Raw genomic sequence first — 22,170 nt, 5'->3', positions numbered from 1 at the left:
GCCACAACAAACGAATGGCCCGGGGGGACTGGAGCAGAGTGCCGCAAATGCTGAAGCGAGATACGGGTGATCCGCCAGGCCAGAGGTTTAATGAAACCAATCGACCTGGCGAATTGTGAATCGCGTTTATTTGGAGGTGGAAAGGCTGGCCTTGCTCAATCCCTTGGTATTGTGATCGCCTGGCGTTGTAGCCGAGATCGCCGTCGCCTTCGACAAGCCCCGTGTCGCTTTAGAATGTGCAACACCTGAAGTCGCTGTACCGTGTCCACGATCAGCGTTGTGGTCACGTCCCGTGTGCTGACCACTCACGCCGTGATCCCGAACGGCCCTGCCTTCATGATCCGCCTCCTGGCCTTCGGCACGACCATTATTGGAAGCGCTGGCTGAGTGCCCGGCGCTATCGCCGCCATGCCCGGCACCGCCGACACCACCACCGTGACTGCCGCCACCGCCACCCGCGCCACCGTTACCACCACCATGACCACCGCCATCCTTGGCATAGGCAGAAGCCATGACGGACAGTCCGGCAGGCAGTAACGGCGCCGCAGCAAACATCATTACGCACGACATGACGGCAACGAGGTTTTTACTTTTGAAACGCATGATGGCATCCACAAGGGTTGATTTTACTGCCATCTAGGACGCACTCGGGGACATCGAGTTCAACCACGAGCGATAAAACAAGGTAGCGATACCTCACATATAAAGTGGGTGAGAACATGTCGCTATTGCTACCCGTGAAATGGTCAGGAAACATCCGAACCCGGCGGGCTGCTCCTCAGTGAAAAAATCCCTTGTTGAAACCTGGACGAAATTGCAGGTATTAGCGCTTGCGCGGAGTGACCGAAGGACGCGACGCCGCCGGGCGGGCCGCAGGTTCGTTATCGTCCGCCATACAACTGCCGCATTACTTATGCGACAATGCGCGCAATGTCTGGCATGAATCCCGCCTTTATTGCCCAACAGCTTGGACGCTGCGTCCAGAGGCTGCTCTCGCCCCACGCCCGCTGGCTCGACGCTGACGGTGACCGTGCCCGGGAAGAAAAAGCTCCAAAATGCCCCAGAAGTGGCCCAAGCGCCAAATGTGCGGCTCGCAACCCATTGATAGGTAAAGCAATTGATCTCCACAGCTAATATCACGATGCAGTTCGGCGCAAAGCCGCTGTTCGAAAACGTTTCGGTGAAATTCAACAACGGCAACCGTTATGGCCTGATCGGCGCCAACGGATGCGGCAAGTCGACGTTCATGAAAATCCTCGGCGGCGATCTGGAGCCGTCTGCCGGCCAGGTGATGCTCGAGCCGAACGTGCGCCTGGGTAAGCTGCGTCAGGATCAGTTCGCCTACGAAGAGTTCACCGTGATCGACACTGTGATCATGGGTCACGAAGAGCTGTGGAAGGTCAAGGCCGAGCGCGATCGTATCTATTCGCTGCCGGAAATGAGCGAAGAAGACGGCATGGCCGTGGCCGAGCTGGAAACCGAGTTCGCCGAAATGGACGGCTACACCGCTGAATCCCGCGCCGGTGAACTGCTGCTGGGCCTGGGCATTCCGCTGGAACAGCATTTCGGTCCGATGTCCGAAGTCGCGCCGGGCTGGAAGCTACGTGTTCTGCTGGCTCAGGCACTGTTCTCCGATCCGGAAGTGCTGCTGCTCGACGAACCGACCAACCACCTAGACATCAACACCATTCGCTGGCTGGAATCGATCCTCACCGTGCGTAACAGCACCATGATCATCATTTCCCACGACCGTCACTTCCTGAACAGCGTCTGCACCCACATGGCCGACCTGGACTACGGCGAGCTGCGTCTGTTCCCGGGCAACTACGACGAGTACATGACCGCGGCGACCCAGTCCCGCGAGCAACTGCTGTCGGACAACGCCAAGAAGAAAGCCCAGATTGCCGAACTGCAGACGTTCGTCAGCCGCTTCTCGGCCAACGCCTCGAAAGCCAAGCAGGCCACTTCCCGCGCCAAGCAGATCGACAAGATCCAGCTGGCCGAGGTCAAGCCATCGAGCCGCGTGAGCCCGTTCATCCGTTTCGAACAGACCAAGAAGCTGCACCGCCAGGCCGTGACCATCGAGCAGATGTCCAAGGGCTTCGACGGCAAGACCCTGTTCAAGAACTTCAGCTTCACCGTTGAAGCCGGCGAACGCGTAGCGATCATCGGCCCGAACGGTATCGGCAAGACCACCCTGCTGCGCACCCTGATGGGCGAACTGACCCCGGACGCCGGTTCCGTGAAGTGGACCGAAAGCGCGGAACTGGGCTACTACGCTCAGGACCACGCCCACGACTTCGAAGACGACGTGAGCCTGTTCGACTGGATGGGTCAGTGGACTCAGGGCGAGCAAGTGATTCGTGGCACCCTGGGCCGCATGCTGTTCTCCAACGACGAGATCCTCAAGTCGGTAAAGGTCATCTCCGGTGGTGAGCAAGGTCGCATGCTGTTCGGCAAGCTGATCCTGCAAAAGCCGAACGTACTGGTGATGGACGAACCGACCAACCACTTGGACATGGAGTCGATCGAGGCGCTGAACCTGGCGCTGGAAAACTACCCGGGCACGCTGATCTTCGTCAGCCACGACCGTGAGTTCGTATCGTCCCTGGCCACGCGCATCATCGAGCTGAGCCCGAACGGCGTGACCGACTTCAGCGGCACCTACGACGATTACCTGCGCAGCCAGGGCGTCGTGTTCTGATAGCGGCCTAGAGTCGAAAGCCCCGCCCCATGGCGGGGCTTTTTATTGCGTCCGGGAAAGATAGTTAGCCTGCTTTCTTTTATTTCACCGCCAAGCCATGATGCGGACTCTCCCACCGCCGCCCGCGAACGAGCCCTCATGTCTGCGCAGCAACAGCCACCGCAAAGCTCCATGGCGATCACCCTGCAGATCGTCTCCATCGTTTTCTACACCTTTATCGCCTTCCTCTGCATTGGCCTGCCGATTGCCGTGTTGCCAGGCTATGTGCACGAACAACTGGGCTTCAGTGCCGTCATCGCGGGTCTGGTGATCGGATCGCAATACCTGGCAACCCTGCTCAGCCGGCCGATGGCCGGGCGCATGTCGGACACCGTCGGGACCAAACGGGCGATCGTTTATGGCTTGTCGGGAATCGTGCTCAGCGGTTTGCTGACGCTCGTTTCCACGCTGCTGCAGGACGTCCCGCTGGCGAGCCTGATCATTCTGATTGCCGGGCGTCTGCTGCTCGGCATCGCGCAGGGCCTGATCGGTGTTGGCACCATCAGTTGGTGCATGGGCCAGGTCGGTGCAGAGCACACCGCCCGCTCCATCGGCTGGAACGGCATCGCCTCTTACGGCGCCATTGCCATCGGAGCGCCGCTGGGTGTGCTGATGGTGGCCGACTACGGGTTTACCAGCCTCGGTATCGCGCTGTCGGTACTGGCCGCTGGCGCCCTGCTGCTGATCCGCAACAAACCCTCCGTACCGGTGGTGCGCGGCGAGCGGTTGCCGTTCTGGGCGGTATTCGGGCGGATTGCGCCGTTCGGTGCCAGTTTGAGCCTGGCCTCGATCGGTTACGGCACCCTGACCACGTTCATCACCCTTTATTACCTCAATCGCGGCTGGAGCGGCGCGGCCTACTGCCTGACGGTGTTCGGCGTGTGCTTCATCCTGTCGCGGCTTCTGTTCATTGGCGCCATCGCCCGATTCGGCGGCTTTGCTTCGGCCATCGCCTGCATGAGCATCGAAACCGTCGGGCTGTTGTTGCTGTGGCTTGCCCCCTCGACTGGTTACGCACTGATCGGCGCGGGGATGGCAGGGTTCGGGCTGTCGCTGGTGTACCCGGCGCTGGGTGTTGAAGCCATCCAGCAGGTGCCCAACTCCAGCCGTGGTGCCGGGTTGAGTGCTTTCGCAGTGTTTTTCGATCTGGCATTGGCGGTCGCCGGGCCGTTGATGGGCGCGGTGGCGCTGAATCTGGGGTATTCGAGGATATTCCTGGTCGCAGCACTGCTGTCCGTGACCGGACTGGCGCTGACCTTGTGGCTCAAGCGTCGGGCAATGGCCTGACGCTTACTGATCCGCCGTCTGCATCCCCGCCCGGGAAGGCTTGCCCAGTGCATGGGAGAAGAACCGCCCGGCTTCGGAAATCAGGTTGCGGTGAATGTCTTCACGATCCACCCCGTCAGCATCGGTGCACAGCGCCGGCATCGCACGGATCTGCTCTTCATTGCACGGCGCCATGAACACAAAGTGTCCCGCACCGGCCAGCAACTTGAAGTCTGGCGCAGTCGGCAGTTTGCGCGCCAGGGCGGCGGCGTTCTTGTCGAACGCCACCAGTTTGTCGCCATCGCCGCTGTACAGGAGCACCGGCACATGCACGTCGGCCAGGGTGTGCCGACCAAATTTCAGGCTCAGCGGCGCCATCAACAGCAAGGCGTGGACTCTCGGGTCGGCCACCGGTTGCAGGTCATCGCGATCGACGATCAGTTCGCCCTGGGTGTTGCAGGCGTCGCGATCATCCGGACGTTCCTGGCAGTAACGACGCAGGCGATCAAGGTCAGGCTGCGCGCCGGAGAGAATCAACGCGGTCTCGCCCCCCGCCGAGTAACCGATGACGCCCACTTGGTCGGCGTTGACGAACGGCGCCAGCATGCGGTCGCCAAGGGTGGCGGTAATGGCTTCGGAAATCTGGATCGGCCGGCCATAAAGATTGCTCAAGGTGCCGAGGCGGCTGTGATCCCTGGAGTTGTCACCGGGATGAATCACCGCCACCACCACAAAGCCCTTGCGGGCCAGGGATGTGGCCAGATCGTGCAGGGCCAGCGGCGTACCGGTGTTGCCGTGGGACAGCATCAGCATCGGAAAGCGGCCGAGGGCGATTTTGGTGTCTTCGCCGGCCTCGACCGAATAGCCCTCGATCAGGCTCATGTGCTCGCGGTCGCTGGAGGGATAGAACGCGATGGCACGCATCGGTTGCAGGTCGAGCGGATCGAGGAACGTCATCTCGTGATAACCGACGCTCCAGCGTGGGTACTGGCCGGGGGCTGCGTGCACTGAATTCAGGCTGCCGAGCAGGCAAATCAGTAACGTTGCACAAAGACGCATCATGGGATGCCCCACCCTGTTGTTACTCAATCGAAAGATCCGTTGTGTTCGACGCCCGAAACTCCGAGGTTCGGTGATCCGGCGCGGCGCTGCACTCAGACGTTGATCGTAAGACTGCATAACCCGGGCCAGATTATGTAACAGTCAGACACAAAAAACTCCGTATCTGGCCCTTGCAGAACCAGAATACAGAGTTTTTTGGGTGTTGCCTGAACAAGAGCTGTTCTTTACGAAAGCCTTACGCAGCGGCGAACAGTTGCTCGCTGATGCGGACGTGGGCCGCGCTCATGGCGTTGTTGCGAACTTCTTCGCCGTAGGCCAGGCCTTCGGCACGGACGATTTCGATGTCGGTGATGCCGAGGAAGCCGAAGACCAGTTTCAGGTAGTCTTCGTGAGCCACGCCCGAGGCCTGACCGGCGTGGATGCCGCCCGAAGTCGATACGATGATCACTTTCTTGCCACCGCACAGACCTTCAGGGCCGGCTTCGGTGTAGCGGAAAGTCTGGCCGGCGACGGCGATGCGGTCGATCCAGGCCTTGAGCTGGGTTGGCACGGTGAAGTTGTACATCGGCGCGGCAACGACAATGGCGTCAGCCGCGATGAATTCGGCCAGGGTGTTGGCGCTCAGTTCGGCTTCGTGCTGTTGTGCAGCGTTGCGCAGTTCAGCGGCGGTGCCGGCGGCCACCAGGGTGGTCGATGAGAAGTGGCTGATGGCGTCGGCGGCCAGGTCGCGGTAAGTCACGACAGCGCTTGGTTCGGCGGCTTGCCAGGCTTTCACGACTTCGGTGCTCAGCTGACGGGAAGCGGAGTTGTCGCCCAGAATGCTTGAATCGATGTGCAGCAGTTTCATAGTGGAATCTCCTGGAAAGAATCGCCGGTGGCGACGGAATGGAGACAATCCTACCTACGAAACCAATAGCTGATTAGACGGCAACAATGCGATAGTTCGTCCCACCGATAGAACAGTTGGATTCGCCCCACATGCAAGACCTCAACGATCTCTACTATTTCGCCAAAGTGGTCGAGGCCGGCGGATTCGCTGCTGCCGGCCGCTTGCTCGGCATTCCCAAGTCGCGCCTGTCGCGGCGCATTGCCGAACTGGAAGAACGCCTCGGTGCGCGCCTGCTGCAACGCACTACCCGCCAGTTGAAGCTGACTGCGGTTGGCGAGCGCTATTTGCGTCACTGCCAGGCGATGCTGCTGGAAGCGGAAATGGCCGATGAAACGGTGGCCAGCATGTCCAGCGAGCCCCGTGGCCGTTTACGGGTTTCGAGTCCGACGGGGCTGGCCCATGAAATGCTGCCGGTGGTGATCAGCAACTTCCTCGGCAAATACCCGCAGGTGCAACTGGAAGTCACCTTGATCAATCGTCGCGTGGATCTGATCACTGAAGGCATCGACGTGGCCCTGCGCGTGCGCGAACACGGCGACGAAGAGCCGATGCTGGTGACCCGCCGTCTGCGCCAGGCACAGATGGTGGTCGTCGCCAGTCCTTCCTTTATACAGGGCGTGGAAATCAATCATCCGCAGGACCTCAAAGCCCTGCCGGTGCTGGGCGCGCTGGAAGCCGATCGCATGGTGCATGTGCGCCTGCTCGATCAGCACGGCAAGAGTTGCGATCTGGCGCTGGAAGCCCGGCTGGGCATCGACGACTTCATCGTACGCAAGGCCTGCGTGCTGGCCGGCCAGGGTTTCACCCTGCTGCCGATGATGTATTGCGAAGCGGAACTGAACAACGGCACGCTGGTGCAATTGCTGCCGGACTGGTCGTTGCCCGGCGGCTGGCTGCAAGCCGTATACCCGCATCGACGCGGGGTGATGCCGGCGGTGCGTGCCTGGATCGATCATTTGGTGGAATCGTTCAATGCCTGTGGAGAACGGCTGTTATGAAACAAGGAAAGATGAGCGAAGCGGACGTTGCGGATTTCTGCCTGACATTGCCCGGCGCCCGGGAAGACTACAAATGGGGCGGTGTGCGGGTGTTTTCGATTGCCGGCAACAAGATGTTCGCCTTGCAGGGGCTGCGCGGTGAGTCGCTGGCGTTCAAGGTCGACAAGGACCTGTTTCTCGGTCATTGCGACCGGCCGGGCATTCACCCGGCGCCTTATCTGGCGCGGGCACAATGGATCATCATGCACCCGCCCTACCCCTTGGGCGCCGAGGAACTGCGAGGGTTACTGCAACGTTCTCACCAGTTGGTGGTGAGCAAATTGCCGAAGAAAACCCGGGTCGGGTTGCTGCTGTAGCTCTACCCCAACGCCAGCAGGTTCGAACCGAGGAACAACTGATCGATCCAGAACACCTGGTGCAGCGCAACGATCACCCAGAACAAAATCTGAAACGACACCTTGCGCGTCTTGTGCCGCAAGACCTGCTGGGCGATCAACGCGCCCGGCCAGCCACCCGCCAGTTCCACGGCGTGCAGGATGTTTTCCGGAGTGCGCCAGGCATCGGCGCGGGCCTTGCGCTTGTCGGCCCAGTACAGGAAGAACGCCAGCACGCTGACAATCCCGTAGGCCGCCAGCGGCACGCGAGAAATCCCGCGCAACCACATCGACAGCGAGCCGAACAGCGGCAACGCGCAGACGATCAGCAGCACGAACAGCTTCAACTTGAGGTGCTGGATGCGGCCGCCGGACGAGCCGCGATCCGGACGACGTGCGCGGGAATCACTCATGCCCTGGCCGCCGCCCAGTCCACCCAGCCGAACTGCCAGGTCGCCAGAATCAACAGACCGAACACGATCCGGTACCAGGCGAATGCCGCGTAACTGTGGCTGGCAATGAATTTCAGCAAGCCACGCACCGCGATCATGGCGAATATGAACGCCGTGACGAAACCGATGGCGAACACCGGAAAGTCGGCCGGCACGAACAGGTGGCGATACTTGTAGCCCGAATACACCGCCGCACCGACCATGGTCGGCATCGCCAGAAAGAACGAAAACTCGGTGGCGGTCTTGCGCGACAGGCCAAACAACAGGCCACCGATGATGGTCGAGCCGGAGCGCGAGGTGCCGGGGATCATCGCCAGGCACTGGGCGAAGCCGATCTTCAGCGCATCCGTCCAGCGAATTTCGTCGACCGTTTCAGCGTGAACTTCATGCTGACGCTGCTCGGCCCACAACATCACGATCCCGCCCACCACCAGCGCCGCGGCCACGGTGATCGGGTTGAACAGGTATTTGTGAATCAGATCGGCAAAGATCACGCCGAGCACCACGGCGGGCAGGAAGGCGATCAGCAGGTTGGCGGTAAAGCGCCGGGCGCTCGGCTGAGTCGGCAAGCCGATGACCACGTCGAGAATCTTGCGTCGAAATTCCCAGACCACTGCGAGAATCGCGCCGAGCTGAATGATGATGTTGAACGCCATCGCTCGCTCGCCTCCGAAATCGAGCAAGTCGGCAACAATGATCTGGTGTCCGGTACTGGAAATGGGCAAAAACTCCGTCAGCCCTTCTACAACTCCAAGAATCAGTGCCTGCAAGGCGGTCCAAAGGTCCATCAATCCCCCAAAGAGCGATGCGCTCAGGCATGCCCCGATAGTATTTTTTTACGTTCACTGCGTTCAGCGTAGCTGTTTGTCGCTGTACCGATTCCGCGCGCCAAGGATCCACACGAAACGGTCAAAATTCCGTGAAATGGCAACTTGGATTCAGGTTTTCACGCACGGGGCCGAAATCCTATCAGACAAGCCGTAATAGCGCTGCCGCGCTCTACGACTTGGGTCGCGTATGCCCGGGCACGGAAACGTGCTTGGATGCTGGCGGTGATTTATTACAAGAAAAAAAACCGGAGTGACAGCGTTATGAACAGCTTGCGCAGTGTGTCGATCAGCCGACGCTTGTGGCTCATCTTGATTGTGGCGGTGGTCATGCTGCTGACCCTGGGCCTGTTGATGCTCAAGCAGATCCACGATGACCTGTATCACGCCAAGGCCCAGAAAACCCAGCATGTGGTGCAGACCGCCAGTGGATTGCTGGCCTACTACCAAGGCTTGGAAGCGGCGGGGACCCTGACCCGCGACGCCGCCCAGAAACAGGCGCTGACCGCGATTCGCGGCCTGCGCTACGATCAGAACGACTACTTCTGGATCAACGACCTCACACCCGTGATGGTCATGCACCCGACCAATCCCAAGCTTGAAGGCCAGAACCTCTCGGCGATTCGCGATCCGGACGGTTTTGCGGTATTCAACGAAATGGTTGCCATTGCCAGGGCCAAGGGCGCCGGCATGGTCGATTACCGTTGGCCGAAACCCGGTGCCAGCGAGCCGGTGGCCAAGACCTCCTACGTGAAACTGTTCGAGCCATGGGGCTGGGTGCTGGGTTCCGGCGTCTACGTCGACGATGTGCAGGCCGAGTTTCAGGGCCAGGTGATCAAGGCGTCCGTTGTAGGGCTGGTCATCGCACTGATCATGGGCGTGCTGGTGATCCTGATTGCCCGCAGCATTGTCCGCCCCTTGCAGGAAACCGTGAACGCCATGGCCAACATCGCCAGCGGCGAAAGCGACCTGACCCGCAGCCTCGATACCCATGGCCAGGACGAAGTCACGCAACTGGCGCATCACTTCAATGCCTTCACCGCCAAGCTGCGCCGGGTCATCGGCGATTTGCAGGTGTCCGCCAGCGCGCTGGGCGAGTCGTCGCGGGAGCTGGGCAACGACGCAACCCAGGCCCAGCAGCGCAGCCAGCAACAGTCGCAGCAGATGGAGCTGGTGGCGACCGCCATCAACGAAGTCACCTACGGCGTGCAGGATGTTGCGAAGAACGCCGAACACGCCGCCAGCGAAATGCGTGACGCAGAAGCCCAGGCTCAACAGGGCCAGGTCAACATCGACGGCAGCTTGCAACAGATCGACAAGCTCTCCGGCACCATCGATCAGGCCGTCGAAGTCATCCGCACGCTGGCGACCGAAAGCACGCAGATCGGCAGCGTGCTGGAAGTGATCCGCTCGATTGCCGAGCAGACTAACCTGCTCGCCCTCAACGCCGCGATTGAAGCAGCCCGTGCCGGTGAACAGGGTCGCGGGTTTGCGGTGGTAGCTGACGAAGTGCGTTTGCTCGCGCAACGCACGCAGAAATCCACGGCGGAAATCCAGTCGATGATCGAGCGTCTGCAAAACCATTCAGAGGCCGCCGTGAAGGTGATCGGCGACAGCAGCAAGGCTTCGCAATTGACTATCGAGCAGGCGGGACTGGCCGGGGCGAGTCTCAATGCCATCGGCCAGGCGTTGCGCAACCTCAACGGTCTGAACGCCTCGATCGCCAGCGCGACCCTGCAACAGGCGCACGTGGTCGAGGACATCAACCAGAACGTTACTCAGGCGGCGGGCCTGTCTCACAGCACGGCGCTGGCGGCCGAGCAGTCAAGCCTGGCCAGCGTGCGACTCGGTCAGTTGAGCGAGCAATTGAACGGATTGCTGCGTCAATTCCGTGTCTGATCTCAGTCACCGGTGGGCGCTCACGCCCACCGGTTTTTGGGTACAATCCGCCCCCTCTTTTATCCCCTCCAAGGATCTTGCATGTCCGGGCTCGAACTGTTTGCCGCCGCCCTCGGTGTAATCGCCGTCTGGCTGACGGTCAAACAGAACCCGTGGTGCTGGCCGATCGGGCTGGTCATGGTGCTGCTCTACAGCTGGGTCTTCTTTGAAGTGAAGCTGTATTCGGACATGTTGCTGCAGGTAGTCTACGCCGCGCTGCAAGTCTATGGCTGGTGGCAATGGACCCGCGTCGGAACGCTGCACGACGGACGTGAGGTCAGCCGGCTCGATTCCCGTTCGATTCTGCAAGGGCTGGCCATCGGCGCCGTCGGCAGCCTTTTGCTGGGCGCGGCCATGGCGCACTGGACGGACGCGGCGCAACCCTGGCTCGACGCGGCGCTGACCGCTTTCAGCCTGGTCGCGCAATTCTGGATGGCCCACAAGCGCCTGCAATGCTGGGCGCTGTGGTTCGTGCTGGACGTGATCTTCGTCGGGCTGTTTCTCTACAAGGCGCTGTATCTCACGGCGGCGCTGTACGCCCTGTTCACCCTGATCGCGGTGCAAGGCTGGCGGGAATGGCGCGCCGATCCGGCGTTGCGCACATGAAAGTCGTGGTTCTGACCGGGCCGGAATCCACCGGCAAGAGCTGGCTGGCGGCCGGACTGCAGCAACAGTTCGGCGGTCTGCGGGTCGACGAGTACGTGCGCTGGTTCCTCGAGCAGAATCCCCGTGATACTTGCCTTGCCGACATTCCCGAGATCGCCCGCGGCCAGTTGCGATGGGAAGACGAGGCGCGAGCGCAACAGCCGAGCCTGCTGATTCTCGATACGCATCTTTTGAGCAACATCCTCTGGAGCCAGACGCTGTTCGGCGACTGTCCCGACTGGCTGGAACCGGAACTGCTGGCGCGTCATTACGACCTGCACCTGCTGCTGTCTGCGCAACAGATCGACTGGACAGACGACGGTCAACGTTGCCAGCCAGCGCTCAGCGAACGTCTGGCCTTCTACGACGCCACCAAAACCTGGCTGGAACAGCACCGGCAACCTTTGCAGATCATTCAGGGTGACTGGGCCGAGCGCCAGGCTCAAGCCTTCGACGCCGTACGAAACCTGCTGGCAGGTTGACCCGGGTCCGGGTTGCCTGCCCCGTGCATTTTCCCCGATTCGGGGTAAAAGTGTCCGATCCTGAAACACTCCTTCCCCTGCAAAGCCCCCGTCTCAACGGCCTTCATCGCTTTGTCATGCGACTTGTTACATCGCTGAAACACCCTTCTGCAAACCCTTGTCCCAGAGCATCGCAATGGCTTTGCCCCGCAGAAACGGCAGGGACCTGTTTCAGCGCTGAAACAGCATTTGTATCAGCGCTGCACACTCGTCAGCCAACCCATTGAAAACCCGGAAGATTTAAAAACCGGCACAGCTTTCGCTCTCTCCTTCACAACGCTGACTCGGGCCAGCCCACTGAAGAAGGAATTGCCGCCGTGGGAAACATCAACAAAGCCTTCACTTGCCTTCTGCTGATCGGATCAGCCGCCAGCACTTTCCTCAGTGTCCACGTTCAGGCTGAAGGCAATGGCGTGATCGTGCTCAATCGCAACGTGCAGCCGATTCCGATCGGACGCAGCGCGTTCGGCAAAGACCCCTACCCGACCACTGTCAATGCCAACCCGTCCGCGCGCATCGACCAGGCAATGACCAGCACCGAACTCAATGACGGTGACTTTGCCAGTGTAGCCAGTGGCTCATCTATCCGCAGCAACATATCCGTAGGGTCCAGCCTGCCGGGCACCAACGTTCTGACCAATCCAAACGGTCTGCCCGGCATGAGCGCCGGCCATGGCGGCGGCGGTGGCGGGACGATTTCCAACACCATCAACCGCTCGCTCAGCAGTGGTCTGGCTCCGCTGACCCGCATGGCCGGAGGCCAATGAAATGAATCGTTCCCTGCTCCTTTTGGCGTTGCTCGGCTGCACCAGCGTGATGGCCGATCCAGGCGCCGTGGACAGCGCCAACATTCAGAACTCCGGCGCGCAGTACAACGGCAACTTCAACGTCAACCAGGCCGCCGGCGATCAACAGCAACAGACCAACGTCAAGTCGATTGCCATCGGCACGTCGGCCAGCGCCACCACCATCATTCACCAGAAACTCGACACCCCCGCCGACCGCTCGATCAATGCGAGCTCCACTATCGGCGGTACCTCATTCAGTAACGGCAACGGCGCACTGGGCGTGAACCAGGGTTCCGGGGCCAACAACCAGATGGCCAACGCCATGCGGATCAGCATCAGTGCTGCACCGCAGAGCGTTGACGATAGCGCCCTTTCCCAACAGAACGTGGCGTTGTTACCGAGCTCAGGAGCAACTGGCATCCCCGGCAGTCGCCAGGTCACGACAAGTGATCAGGCCTTCACCGGCAGTCGCGGGGTAATCCAGGTGAACCAGAGTGCCGGGGTGGGGAACCGAATGGCTAACACCCTGAGCATCCGGGTCGCTGACTGACCCAAACAAGAAGCAGTGCAATTAGAAAGTACCAACACTTAACCAACTAATAAGCACGACGGAGAAACACCATGAAACCTACAATGGCTCTCAAACCACTGGTTTTCGCACTCGCCGCAGTGATGGCAATCGCAGCTCAGGCAGGCGGCCGTGATGAACATCACGGTCATCATCACGGACCCAAAGGCCCAACCCTGGAAGAACTGCTGCAAATCACCGCCGGTGCAGGCGCTGCAGTCATCGACCAGCAAACCAGCGACGGCAATGTGGTGTTGAATCAAGGCACCAACAACAATGCCAACGCCAGCAACGCTGTCAACGGCGCCAACGGCAACATCGGCATGAACAACGCCGCAGGCGATGGCAACCAACAAGACAACGCCGCCGCTCTGGCCACTGCTGACGAAAGCTTCATCTTCGGCGCTGCGGTTTCCGCCTCCAGTGCAACTCAAATGAACACCGGCAACACCGTTGCGAACTACTCCAGCACAGCCAATGCCAGCCTCAACAACGTCGGCAACGGTGGCTCGGGTAACATCGGCGTGAACAACGCTGCCGGCGACTTCAACCAACAGAAAAACAACCTGGCAATTGCTGTATCCGGTGGTCGTGTAGCTAACGCCGCTGCTGCCGCCAACCAAACCTCGACGGGTCTGGGCGTCGCCAACAACGGCACTCAAACCTACAAAAAAGATACCCTCACTGGCACTGTCAACGCCGCCGGCGCATTCGTGGCCGCAGGCACCGCAGTCACCAAAGACGATGATCACGGTCACGGTGGCTATGGCAACAACGACAGGGGCCATGGCAAAGATCAGAAATCTGATTTCGTTGCCGTGGGTGTCTTCGGTCTGGCTGGCGTGACCACTCAACAAGTGTTGACTCCAGACGGCTGGAAAAACCCAGTCACCAACACCGCCAGCATGACCAACGTAGGCAACAACTGGTCCGGCAACGGCGGCTTCAACAACGCTGCTGGCGTTGGCAACCAACAAAGCAACTCGCTGTCCATCGCTGCAGGTTGCAAAGCCTGCATGTAATCGCGATCGAAACGAAAGCCCCGGAAACGGGGCTTTTCCTCAGTCCGCAAAGGCGTATCGATCATGCGTAAGACTGCCCTCCTCGCTCTGCTTTGCTTCTGTGGCCTGACCCAGGCTGCTCAGATTCCCGTTGCTGCCCTGCCCGGCGGCACGCTCGTCTACAAAAACGTGCAAAGCATCCGTGAGCGCAAGTTTGCCGACATCGTCGAACAAAAAACCGATTTCAGCTGCGGCGCCGCCGCGCTGGCAACGGTACTGCGCCAGGCTTATTGGCTCGACGTCGATGAAGAGCACATCATCAAAGGCATGCTGGTCAATTCCGACCAGGACCTTGTCCGTACGCAAGGTTTCTCCATGCTCGACATGAAGCGCTACATAGAAAGCATCGGCATGCGTGCCAGGGGCTACAAGATCCCACCGGAAAAACTCGATGCGGTCACTATCCCGGTGGTGGTACTGATGGAAATTCGCGGCTACAAGCATTTCGTGGTGCTGCAGCGGGCGGACAAGGATTGGGTCTACATCGGAGACCCCGTTTTAGGACACAAACGCTACAGCCATGATGACTTTGTCAAAGGTTGGAACGGCATTGTCTTTGCCATCGTCGGCCCCGGATACGACAAAACCAATGCATTACGCAGTCCTCCGGCACCGCTGACCGCCAAGAACAAGCTGGATAACTTCAACCCCGTCAAAGATGCTGAATTGATGGACTTCGGGTTCATACAGAGCGACTTCTTTTAATCGCCGATTATAAAGAGTGGGGCTGGATGTCCCGGGAGCAGCAGATGAAAACCTCATACTGGCTGGCCGCCGCCTGCCTGGCAGCGAGCGCGTCAGGCTATGCCAATGCAGGGTTCAAACCCATCGAAATCCAGGATTCGGAGCTGTCACAGCTTCGCGGTCGCTACGTCATGCCGGGCCGGATCATCAGCTTCGGTGTCGTCATGAGCAGTACCTGGCGCAACGCCAGTGGAGATCTGATCGGGGCCTCGGCCACGATGCAATTGCAGGCCGCTTCGGTAAAACCTGAATTCTACGTCTCGACCATCAAGGAACACGGCAATGGCAGTACACCGGAACTGGGGACTGGCTCGGTCGTGGGTGGCGCGGGACTCAACTCCAGCCAGGGCGTGACGCAGAGTGTGCGCGCCGCTGGCGACGGCAACTCCGCCTACAACAACGTTGCGATCAACGTCAAAGAAGCCAGTCAGGCACCTGCCCTGATGCCCGCCCAGGGCCAGGCCTTGATGGCCGGCCAGACCATTTCGGGCAGCAACGGTGCCGGCAGCGTCGCGGTTTCAGCCACAAACGGCGGTGTGCAAATGGCCATTCAGGCCTCCGGCAATCAGGGTACAGCCTTGCAACAGGTCGCCCAGGGCGGACTGCTGCAAAATACCCGCTTGCTGGGTAACGCGAACGTAGTCAACAACCTGACACAACTCAACGTTGTCCTTAACAATAACGGTATGAGTGCCGGCGCACTGGACTGCAACCTGACTCAACTCAGAGCACTACGCAATATCGGATATTGAACTACGCTGAGTCTCGATCATTGGGCTTAAAGGGACGGCTTATTCATGTATCGATCAGTATCACTGCGTGCCGCTGTATGTTTGAGTACTCTTCTACCCGCGGCGATGCTGCAAGCAGCACCCGATGCCGATGTAGAAGCCCTGAAACAGGAACTTCTGGAGCTTAAGCAACGATACGAAGTACAACAAAAAGCCTTGGCGGTGCTCGAACAGCGAGTCCGCCAGGTCGAAGAGCAACCCGCTTCTCCACCCCCAAAACGCCTGGCCAAATCGCCTTCGGACATGAAAGGCAACCGGGTCGCCACCGGCACCGGGGCTGCAGCAGCGTCGGGGGGCGCCGCCGGGGGCAGTGGCGCATCCTATGGCCAATCGTTGGCCGACGATTCACAACCGGCACAGAGTGTGTCCAACCTGTACGACGAAGCCAGCGGTTTCTTCGGGGGCGGCAAATTCAGCTTCGAAACCGGTATCACCTATTCGCGTTATGACACGCGCCAGCTGATTCTCAACGGTTTCCTGGCTCTGGACTCGATTTTTCTCGGCAACATCAACCTCGACCGGATCAAGGCCGACACCTGGACGCTGGACCTGACAGGCCGCTACAACTTCGACAACCGCTGGCAATTCGACCTGAACGTGCCAGTGGTCTACCGGGAATCGACCTATCAGTCCGGCGGCGGCAACGGCGGCGCCTCCAACGTCACCACCGAACAGGACGTCAGCCGCGACCCGACCATCGGCGACGTCAACTTCGGCATTGCGTACAAGTTCCTGGACGAATCGGTCAACACCCCGGACGCCGTGGTCTCCTTGCGGGTCAAGGCGCCAACCGGCAAGGATCCGTTCGGCATCAAGCTGCGCAAGACCGACGACAACAGCAACCTGTTCGTTCCCGACACCTTGCCGACCGGCAACGGCGTCTGGTCGATCACACCGGGCATCTCGCTGGTCAAGACGTTTGACCCGGCCGTGCTGTTCGGCAGTCTGTCCTACACCCACAACTTCGAGGAGTCGTTCGACGACATCAGCTCCACCGTCAACCAGAAAAACCCGGGCAAGGTACGCATCGGCGACAGCTTCCAGATTGGCGCCGGGGTTGCCTTCGCACTGAACGAGAAGATGAGTATGTCGTTCTCCGTATCCGACCTTGTGCAACGCAAGAGCAAGCTGAAACAGGATGGCGGGGACTGGGAATCGGTGGTGTCCAGCGACGCCAACGCCGGTTACTTCAACGTCGGCATGACCATCGCGGCCACCGACAATCTGACCATCGTACCCAACCTGTCCATCGGCATGACCGACGATGCCCCGGACTTCTCCTTCAGCCTGAAATTCCCGTACTACTTCTAACCCGCCACACAATGAAAAGGCCCGCTGCGACTTGCATCGCAACGGGCCTTTTCAGCTTCTTCCCCGAAGAAGCACCGCGCCCTAGCGGATCTGGTGTTTATGCAGCAATCGATAGAAAGTCGGCCGTGAAACCCCCAGCACTTTGGCGGCCACACTGAGGTTGTCGCTGTGCCGGTTCAGCACATCGCACAATGCCTGGCGTTCGGCGCGGGTCTTGTAGTCTTCGAGAGTACCCATCGGGGTGGCAATCGATTGCTGGCTGATCAGGCCCAGGTCACGGGCTTCGATCTGTCGTCCTTCGGCCAGCACCAGGCCCCGGCGTACACGGTTGGCCAGTTCCCGGACATTGCCCGGCCAGTCGTGCTTGCCCATTGCAATCAAGGCATCTTCACTGAAACTGCGCGGCCGGCGCCCGGTTTCGTGGCTGTAGAAGTGGGAAAAATGGTTGGCCAGCATCGACAGATCGCCATGGCGCTCACGCAAAGGCGCGGTGACGACTTGCAGCACATTCAGCCGGTAGTACAAATCCTCACGAAAGCGCTTCTTCTCGATCGCCGCTTCAAGGTCGACGTGGGTGGCCGCTAGCACGCGCACATCCACCGGGATCGGCTGGCTGCCGCCCACCCGTTCGATGTGTTTTTCCTGGAGAAAGCGCAGCAGATTGGCTTGCAGCTCCAGCGGCAGATCGCCGATTTCATCGAGAAACAATGTCCCGCCGTTGGCCGCCTCGATACGCCCGACCTTGCGCTGGTGGGCACCGGTAAACGCGCCTTTTTCGTGGCCGAACAGCTCGGACTGAATCAAATGCTCGGGGATTGCCCCGCAGTTGATGGCCACGAACGGTTTGTTGTGCCGTTGCGATTGTCGATGCAGGGTTCGGGCGACCAGTTCTTTACCGGTGCCGCTCTCGCCGCGAATCAGTACCGGCGACTCGGTGGGCGCCAGTTTACTGAGCAGCTTGCGCAGTTCGCGAATCGGTTTGCTGTCGCCGAGCAGCTCGTGTTCCGGCTGGTCGACATGAATCGTGCCCTGGCCACGCAGGCGCGCCATGCCGAACGCCCGGCCCAGTGTGACCTGCACCCGCGACACGTCGAAGGGCAAGGTATGAAAGTCGAAAAACCATTCACAAACGAAGTCCCCGACGTTCTGCAGGCGCAACACTTCCTGATTCAGTACGGCGATCCACTCGGTGCCGCTACGGCTGATCAATTCCTTGACCGCTTCGGGTCGCTCCAGGTGAAAAGGCTGCAAACGCAGCAAGCCGACATCGCAACTGCGGTCGGCGGCATTTTCCAGGCTGCAACTGTCAACATCCCAGCCGACCGAACGTAGACCGGGCAGTAATCGGTGACAGTCGTCACAAGGGTCGACTACCAATAAACGTCGTAACGCAGGCGCTTCGCTCATGACTGTTCCTTGGCGCCAAATTATAGGAAATGATTGTAAAAACAGTCATTTGGCAGACCTGGCTGTAACATTAGCAAGAATTTGACGGCGCCTTGTATCAATTGCTTATAGGCGTACAAGCGAAGCAGTTATAAGAGCCCGTTTTATTAGTCAGCTATCGACTCGAATCTTTCACCCAGCTTTCAAAAAACGCCGTAACAGAGATTGTATGAAAGAAAGTCGAAATTTCTTTAAATCCGGTGTGACCTGTCAGCGGGTTGCGTGCATCAGTACAAGTAACTCGCCGAACGGTAAGCCCAACCGACGGCACATCACTTGATTGGGCACTATAGAGAGAAGACCACATGACCGCCCCGCTCCGTATCAACGAAGCTCTTTTGATTGCCAACCACGCCTTCAAACCTTTCCAGTGCGTGGCCTGGGCTCCACAAGACGGCAATGGCGAACTGAGCCTGACCGTCATCGACCGCACCAATTCGCAGATTGGCCGCACCTGCATCCCAAGCAGCGCCTACTCCGATCCTGCGCAACTCGAATACCTGCTGCAACAAGCCCGTGCCGAACTGAGCGACGAAGGTTACGCACTGCAGTCCTGGTCGATGCCACACTGATCCGAGGGCAATGCGGATGACTTTCCAGTCATCCGCCCTCTTCTTCAAGTTGCTGAATCCTTTTTAACTTCAGCCACTTTGTATAACTTTCCTCAGTACTTTCGCGCCTGAATGCTTGGCAGGCTTGCGACTGGTTCAAAAAGTCACTGTTCTGGCACAGTGCGACCCTCCACCTGTTAGTTCTGTCAGTTGTACTTGCGCTTGTTCAGGGATTGAATGTTTCGCCATGCCGTTATCGCCCCTCCTCATGAATACGGGTCGACTCGCAAGGAGAAACATGCATGTCAATCCAAACCGCTATTGCGCTGCCGACGCTGACGAACAATGCCGGACAACTCGACAAGTCGTTTGCCAACAACGGCGTGACTCAGGTTTATTTTGCCGGCAGCACATCCAGCCTGACCCAGCATGTAGCTCTTGACCCGCGAGGTCGTATCCTGATTGCCGCCAAGGTCGGCACGCCTCAAGGCAGCCGTTTCGGCCTGGCCCGTCTGCTGGATGATGGCTCTGCGGATCTAGGCTTCGGCTTTCAGGGCAGCGTGATCGGCCAGTTCGCCTCTGGTTTTGAAGCCACGGGCAGCAAGGTTCAGGTCTTGTCCGACGGGCGAATCCTGCTGGCCGGCCTGCATTACGAGTCCGAACATCGCACCTTGCCCGCCCTCGCCCTGTTCGATGCGCAGGGCCGACGCGCCCCGGAGTTCGGCGACAACGGCCGGAAAATAGTGTGTTTGCCCGGCGATCTGTCCATGGGCACTCGCGACACCTGGCTGCCACCCGGCGTCCCGGGGGCAGAAGCCTGCGATTTCGCAGTCCAGGATGACGGGCATATCCTGCTTATTGCCAATCACCACTGCTCACTGGCGGACCACGTCGGCATGCTGATCCGCGTCACCCCCGATGGCCTTCTGGACAAGACCTTCAATGGCCGGGGCTTTGTGATGGTTCGGCACTTGTTGCTCAACACCTGGCTGGGCGGCCTGTTGTTGCAGAAAGACGGACGCATCGTGGTGGCCGGCGCCATCGACTTCCCCCAGCAAGGCCTGCTCGCACGCTACCTGCCGGACGGGCGGCTCGACGAACGCTTTGCGCTGGACGGTTTCCTGGCCTTCAAGGCTCAAGGGCACAGCGCGCTGGTCAACCAGGTCATCGAATCCTCGGATCACCTGCATTGCTTTGGCAGCAGCCGCGACCCGATCCGCTGCCTGGCGCTGTCTGTCCACATCAACGGCCGCCCCGACCTGCATTGCCACAACGGCCAATCCACCCTGCTGGACATCGGCCCCAGCGGCTGCCAGTGGAGCGCCGCACAGCGCATGCCGGACGGTCGACTCATCGCGGCAGGCGCCACGATTGGCGGGGTCGAGGCCGACTTCATCGTCGCGCGCTATCTGGCCGACGGGCGCCTCGACCAAAGCTTCGGAGCGGGCCGCGGCTGGTTGCGCACGCGACTGGGCCGCAGCCTCGATACCGCCACGTCGCTGGCGCTGCGACCGGAAGGAGGCATTCTGGTGGGCGGCTATTCGCTGGATGGCAATTACCGCGCCGTAGTGGCGCGCTATCTGAACCCATGAACAGAAACTTCCTGCACTTGATCTTGCTCAACGCTTGCGGCACCTTGCGCGCTTCTTAAAGCAAGGAGCAACCGATGTCCGGTTCGATGGCTCAGGCGTTCGCGCACAATTTTCTCGGGCATTCGCCCCGCTGGTACAAGGCGTGCATCGTCGGGTTCCTGATTCTCAATGCCGTGGTGCTGTGGTCGGCAGGCCCGGTGGCCGCTGGCTGGCTGTTGGTGATCGAATTCATTTTCACCCTGGCCATGGCGCTCAAATGCTATCCGCTGATGCCTGGCGGTTTGTTGCTGATCGAAGCCCTGCTGTTGAAGATGACAACACCCCAGGCACTGTACGAAGAGTTGCAGCACAACTTTCCGGTGATTCTGCTGCTGATGTTCATGGTCGCCGGCATCTACTTCATGAAGGATCTGCTGCTGTTTCTGTTCTCGCGCCTGCTGCTGGGCGTGCGTTCGAAGATGCTGCTGGCGTTGATGTTCTGCTTTTTGTCGGCGTTTCTTTCGGCCTTTCTCGACGCATTGACCGTGACCGCCGTGATCATCAGCGCAGCCGTCGGCTTCTATTCGGTCTACCACCGGGTCGCCTCCGGCAACGATCCGCGCCAGGACAGTGAGTTCAGCGACGATCAACATTTGCCCAAGCTGCATCACGAGGATCTGGAGCAGTTCCGTGCCTTCCTGCGCAGCCTGCTGATGCATGGCGCTGTCGGGACTGCACTGGGCGGCGTCTGCACGCTGGTCGGCGAGCCACAGAACCTGCTGATCGGCCATGAAATGGGTTGGCACTTCGCCGAATTTTTCCTCAAGGTTGCGCCGGTTTCCCTGCCGGTACTGGTGGCCGGTCTGTTGACCTGCATGCTGCTGGAGAAACTGCGCGTGTTCGGCTACGGCACCTTGCTGCCGGACAACGTCCGCGCCGTTCTCGCCGATTACGCCACCGAAGACGATGCCGAACGCACGCCTCGCCAGCGTGCCGCGCTGCTGGTACAGGGCACTGCCGCCTTGATCCTGATTGCCGGGCTGGCATTTCATATCGCTGAAGTGGGCCTGATCGGCCTCATGGTGATTGTCCTGATTACCGCTTTCAGCGGCATCACTGACGAGCATCGGCTGGGTAGCGCGTTCAAGGACGCCATGCCGTTCACTGCGCTGTTGGTGGTGTTTTTTGCCGTGGTGGCGGTAATCCATGATCAACAGTTGTTCGCGCCGTTGATCCAGTGGGTGCTGGCATTGCCCGCCGAGCAGCAACCGGGGATGTTGTTCATCGCCAATGGTCTGTTGTCGGCCATCAGTGACAACGTGTTTGTGGCGACGATCTACATCACCGAGGTCAAACAGGCATTCCTGTCCGGCCACATGAGCCGTGAACACTTCGAGACGCTGGCCATTGCCATCAACACCGGCACCAACCTGCCAAGCGTAGCGACACCCAATGGTCAGGCTGCATTTCTGTTTCTGCTGACGTCGGCGATTGCGCCGCTGGTGCGGCTGTCGTACGGGCGAATGGTGTGGATGGCGTTGCCCTACACCGTGGTGATGGGATTGCTGGGCTGGTATGCCGTGAGTTACTGGCTGTAAAAACAACAACGGGAGCCCTGGGGCTC

22 protein-coding genes are annotated in these 22,170 nt (G+C 59.8%); 16 read left to right on the top strand and 6 right to left on the bottom strand.

From position 1 onward, the window contains the following. Window positions 1-126: 126 nt before the first annotated feature. Entirely contained in the window at window positions 127-603 is a 477-nt protein-coding gene (locus ACSPX5_RS08870) for a hypothetical protein (RefSeq protein WP_243433207.1), read from the bottom strand. Window positions 604-1,117: 514 nt separating this feature from the next. Between ACSPX5_RS08870 and ACSPX5_RS08865 the strand changes: the two genes are divergently transcribed. After that, window positions 1,118-2,704, top strand: a complete 1,587-nt coding sequence (locus ACSPX5_RS08865; RefSeq protein ID WP_169430318.1) for an ABC-F family ATPase — start codon at window positions 1,118-1,120, stop codon at window positions 2,702-2,704. A gap of 138 nt (window positions 2,705-2,842) precedes the next feature. Further along, entirely contained in the window at window positions 2,843-4,030 is a 1,188-nt protein-coding gene (locus tag ACSPX5_RS08860) for an MFS transporter (RefSeq protein WP_439821482.1), read from the top strand. A 3-nt stretch (window positions 4,031-4,033) separates the two neighbouring features. Here ACSPX5_RS08860 and ACSPX5_RS08855 read toward each other — a convergent pair whose 3' ends face one another. After that, on the bottom strand, window positions 4,034-5,071 hold the full coding sequence (locus tag ACSPX5_RS08855; RefSeq protein WP_207864390.1) for an alpha/beta hydrolase family protein: 1,038 nt from the start codon (window positions 5,069-5,071) through the stop codon (window positions 4,034-4,036). 235 nt (window positions 5,072-5,306) lie between these two features. Beyond that, on the bottom strand, window positions 5,307-5,918 hold the full coding sequence (locus ACSPX5_RS08850) for an FMN-dependent NADH-azoreductase (protein WP_439821481.1): 612 nt from the start codon (window positions 5,916-5,918) through the stop codon (window positions 5,307-5,309). Window positions 5,919-6,049: 131 nt separating this feature from the next. Between ACSPX5_RS08850 and ACSPX5_RS08845 the strand changes: the two genes are divergently transcribed. Beyond that, window positions 6,050-6,958: a LysR substrate-binding domain-containing protein gene (locus ACSPX5_RS08845; RefSeq protein ID WP_169430314.1), complete on the top strand. Its 909-nt coding sequence runs from the start codon at window positions 6,050-6,052 to the stop codon at window positions 6,956-6,958. Continuing rightward, window positions 6,955-7,314: an MmcQ/YjbR family DNA-binding protein gene (locus ACSPX5_RS08840; RefSeq protein WP_169430313.1), complete on the top strand. Its 360-nt coding sequence runs from the start codon at window positions 6,955-6,957 to the stop codon at window positions 7,312-7,314. Before ACSPX5_RS08845 ends, ACSPX5_RS08840 begins: the two co-directional genes overlap by 4 nt. 2 nt (window positions 7,315-7,316) lie before the next feature. On the opposite strand, the gene ACSPX5_RS08835 is transcribed toward ACSPX5_RS08840, so the two are convergent. Together ACSPX5_RS08835 and ACSPX5_RS08830 are read right to left on the bottom strand one after the other, a co-directional pair. Then, window positions 7,317-7,745: a DUF1294 domain-containing protein gene (locus ACSPX5_RS08835; RefSeq protein ID WP_323161365.1), complete on the bottom strand. Its 429-nt coding sequence runs from the start codon at window positions 7,743-7,745 to the stop codon at window positions 7,317-7,319. Next, window positions 7,742-8,572 carry an undecaprenyl-diphosphate phosphatase gene (locus ACSPX5_RS08830; RefSeq protein ID WP_169430311.1) on the bottom strand — a complete coding sequence of 277 codons (831 nt, stop codon included), beginning with the start codon at window positions 8,570-8,572 and terminating at the stop codon, window positions 7,742-7,744. Before ACSPX5_RS08830 ends, ACSPX5_RS08835 begins: the two co-directional genes overlap by 4 nt. Window positions 8,573-8,875: 303 nt before the next feature. Here ACSPX5_RS08830 and ACSPX5_RS08825 point away from each other — a divergent pair, with 303 nt between their 5' ends. The 9 genes from ACSPX5_RS08825 to ACSPX5_RS08785 all read left to right on the top strand — a co-directional run bounded on the left by ACSPX5_RS08825 (window position 8,876) and on the right by ACSPX5_RS08785 (window position 16,978). After that, window positions 8,876-10,510: a methyl-accepting chemotaxis protein gene (locus ACSPX5_RS08825; RefSeq protein WP_323161366.1), complete on the top strand. Its 1,635-nt coding sequence runs from the start codon at window positions 8,876-8,878 to the stop codon at window positions 10,508-10,510. Between the two features lie 81 nt (window positions 10,511-10,591). Then, entirely contained in the window at window positions 10,592-11,155 is a 564-nt protein-coding gene (gene pnuC, locus ACSPX5_RS08820) for a nicotinamide riboside transporter PnuC (protein WP_323161367.1), read from the top strand. Next, complete coding sequence (locus ACSPX5_RS08815; RefSeq protein ID WP_439821480.1) at window positions 11,152-11,676, top strand: AAA family ATPase; 525 nt, start codon at window positions 11,152-11,154, stop codon at window positions 11,674-11,676. Before pnuC ends, ACSPX5_RS08815 begins: the two co-directional genes overlap by 4 nt. 356 nt (window positions 11,677-12,032) lie before the next feature. After that, entirely contained in the window at window positions 12,033-12,482 is a 450-nt protein-coding gene (locus tag ACSPX5_RS08810) for a hypothetical protein (RefSeq protein ID WP_323161368.1), read from the top strand. A gap of 1 nt (window position 12,483) precedes the next feature. Then, window positions 12,484-13,053, top strand: a complete 570-nt coding sequence (locus tag ACSPX5_RS08805; protein WP_207864402.1) for an adhesin — start codon at window positions 12,484-12,486, stop codon at window positions 13,051-13,053. 71 nt (window positions 13,054-13,124) lie between these two features. Continuing rightward, window positions 13,125-14,093 (top strand): heme utilization protein, encoded by a 969-nt coding sequence (locus ACSPX5_RS08800; protein WP_323161369.1) that lies wholly within the window; start codon window positions 13,125-13,127, stop codon window positions 14,091-14,093. 63 nt (window positions 14,094-14,156) lie between these two features. Continuing rightward, complete coding sequence (locus ACSPX5_RS08795) at window positions 14,157-14,837, top strand: C39 family peptidase (RefSeq protein ID WP_169430304.1); 681 nt, start codon at window positions 14,157-14,159, stop codon at window positions 14,835-14,837. Between the two features lie 44 nt (window positions 14,838-14,881). Further along, window positions 14,882-15,628 (top strand): hypothetical protein, encoded by a 747-nt coding sequence (locus ACSPX5_RS08790; protein WP_169430303.1) that lies wholly within the window; start codon window positions 14,882-14,884, stop codon window positions 15,626-15,628. A gap of 45 nt (window positions 15,629-15,673) precedes the next feature. Then, window positions 15,674-16,978 carry a hypothetical protein gene (locus ACSPX5_RS08785; RefSeq protein WP_323161370.1) on the top strand — a complete coding sequence of 435 codons (1,305 nt, stop codon included), beginning with the start codon at window positions 15,674-15,676 and terminating at the stop codon, window positions 16,976-16,978. 81 nt (window positions 16,979-17,059) lie between these two features. Here ACSPX5_RS08785 and ACSPX5_RS08780 read toward each other — a convergent pair whose 3' ends face one another. Further along, window positions 17,060-18,385 carry a sigma-54 dependent transcriptional regulator gene (locus ACSPX5_RS08780; protein ID WP_169430302.1) on the bottom strand — a complete coding sequence of 442 codons (1,326 nt, stop codon included), beginning with the start codon at window positions 18,383-18,385 and terminating at the stop codon, window positions 17,060-17,062. A gap of 344 nt (window positions 18,386-18,729) precedes the next feature. On the opposite strand from ACSPX5_RS08780, the gene ACSPX5_RS08775 reads away from it, so the two are divergent. The 3 genes from ACSPX5_RS08775 to nhaB all read left to right on the top strand — a co-directional run bounded on the left by ACSPX5_RS08775 (window position 18,730) and on the right by nhaB (window position 22,144). Continuing rightward, on the top strand, window positions 18,730-18,996 hold the full coding sequence (locus tag ACSPX5_RS08775; RefSeq protein ID WP_169430301.1) for a hypothetical protein: 267 nt from the start codon (window positions 18,730-18,732) through the stop codon (window positions 18,994-18,996). 281 nt (window positions 18,997-19,277) lie between these two features. Continuing rightward, window positions 19,278-20,567 (top strand): hypothetical protein, encoded by a 1,290-nt coding sequence (locus ACSPX5_RS08770; RefSeq protein ID WP_439821479.1) that lies wholly within the window; start codon window positions 19,278-19,280, stop codon window positions 20,565-20,567. A gap of 74 nt (window positions 20,568-20,641) precedes the next feature. Then, window positions 20,642-22,144, top strand: a complete 1,503-nt coding sequence (nhaB, locus tag ACSPX5_RS08765) for a sodium/proton antiporter NhaB (RefSeq protein WP_439821478.1) — start codon at window positions 20,642-20,644, stop codon at window positions 22,142-22,144. Window positions 22,145-22,170 lie beyond the last annotated feature (26 nt).

This window comes from Pseudomonas sp. HLG18 (assembly GCF_051903985.1).
GTDB classification, from domain to species: domain Bacteria; phylum Pseudomonadota; class Gammaproteobacteria; order Pseudomonadales; family Pseudomonadaceae; genus Aquipseudomonas; species Aquipseudomonas fluorescens_BT.
The sequence above is the reverse complement of the archived record's forward strand: the minus strand, read 5'-3'. Positions and strand labels throughout refer to the sequence as shown.

What these genes read in the sequence shown, in the direction of transcription:
- ACSPX5_RS08870 (WP_243433207.1), bottom strand. Translation starts at nt 603, where the DNA reads ATGCGTTTCAAAAGTAAAAACCTCGTTGCCGTCATGTCGTGCGTAATG.
- ACSPX5_RS08860 (WP_439821482.1), top strand. Translation starts at nt 2,843, where the DNA reads ATGTCTGCGCAGCAACAGCCACCGCAAAGCTCCATGGCGATCACCCTG.
- ACSPX5_RS08855 (WP_207864390.1), bottom strand. Translation starts at nt 5,071, where the DNA reads ATGATGCGTCTTTGTGCAACGTTACTGATTTGCCTGCTCGGCAGCCTG.
- ACSPX5_RS08850 (WP_439821481.1), bottom strand. Translation starts at nt 5,918, where the DNA reads ATGAAACTGCTGCACATCGATTCAAGCATTCTGGGCGACAACTCCGCT.
- ACSPX5_RS08845 (WP_169430314.1), top strand. Translation starts at nt 6,050, where the DNA reads ATGCAAGACCTCAACGATCTCTACTATTTCGCCAAAGTGGTCGAGGCC.
- ACSPX5_RS08840 (WP_169430313.1), top strand. Translation starts at nt 6,955, where the DNA reads ATGAAACAAGGAAAGATGAGCGAAGCGGACGTTGCGGATTTCTGCCTG.
- ACSPX5_RS08835 (WP_323161365.1), bottom strand. Translation starts at nt 7,745, where the DNA reads ATGAGTGATTCCCGCGCACGTCGTCCGGATCGCGGCTCGTCCGGCGGC.
- ACSPX5_RS08830 (WP_169430311.1), bottom strand. Translation starts at nt 8,572, where the DNA reads ATGGACCTTTGGACCGCCTTGCAGGCACTGATTCTTGGAGTTGTAGAA.
- ACSPX5_RS08825 (WP_323161366.1), top strand. Translation starts at nt 8,876, where the DNA reads ATGAACAGCTTGCGCAGTGTGTCGATCAGCCGACGCTTGTGGCTCATC.
- pnuC (WP_323161367.1), top strand. Translation starts at nt 10,592, where the DNA reads ATGTCCGGGCTCGAACTGTTTGCCGCCGCCCTCGGTGTAATCGCCGTC.
- ACSPX5_RS08815 (WP_439821480.1), top strand. Translation starts at nt 11,152, where the DNA reads ATGAAAGTCGTGGTTCTGACCGGGCCGGAATCCACCGGCAAGAGCTGG.
- ACSPX5_RS08805 (WP_207864402.1), top strand. Translation starts at nt 12,484, where the DNA reads ATGAATCGTTCCCTGCTCCTTTTGGCGTTGCTCGGCTGCACCAGCGTG.
- ACSPX5_RS08800 (WP_323161369.1), top strand. Translation starts at nt 13,125, where the DNA reads ATGAAACCTACAATGGCTCTCAAACCACTGGTTTTCGCACTCGCCGCA.
- ACSPX5_RS08795 (WP_169430304.1), top strand. Translation starts at nt 14,157, where the DNA reads ATGCGTAAGACTGCCCTCCTCGCTCTGCTTTGCTTCTGTGGCCTGACC.
- ACSPX5_RS08790 (WP_169430303.1), top strand. Translation starts at nt 14,882, where the DNA reads ATGAAAACCTCATACTGGCTGGCCGCCGCCTGCCTGGCAGCGAGCGCG.
- ACSPX5_RS08785 (WP_323161370.1), top strand. Translation starts at nt 15,674, where the DNA reads ATGTATCGATCAGTATCACTGCGTGCCGCTGTATGTTTGAGTACTCTT.
- ACSPX5_RS08780 (WP_169430302.1), bottom strand. Translation starts at nt 18,385, where the DNA reads ATGAGCGAAGCGCCTGCGTTACGACGTTTATTGGTAGTCGACCCTTGT.
- ACSPX5_RS08775 (WP_169430301.1), top strand. Translation starts at nt 18,730, where the DNA reads ATGACCGCCCCGCTCCGTATCAACGAAGCTCTTTTGATTGCCAACCAC.
- ACSPX5_RS08770 (WP_439821479.1), top strand. Translation starts at nt 19,278, where the DNA reads ATGTCAATCCAAACCGCTATTGCGCTGCCGACGCTGACGAACAATGCC.
- nhaB (WP_439821478.1), top strand. Translation starts at nt 20,642, where the DNA reads ATGTCCGGTTCGATGGCTCAGGCGTTCGCGCACAATTTTCTCGGGCAT.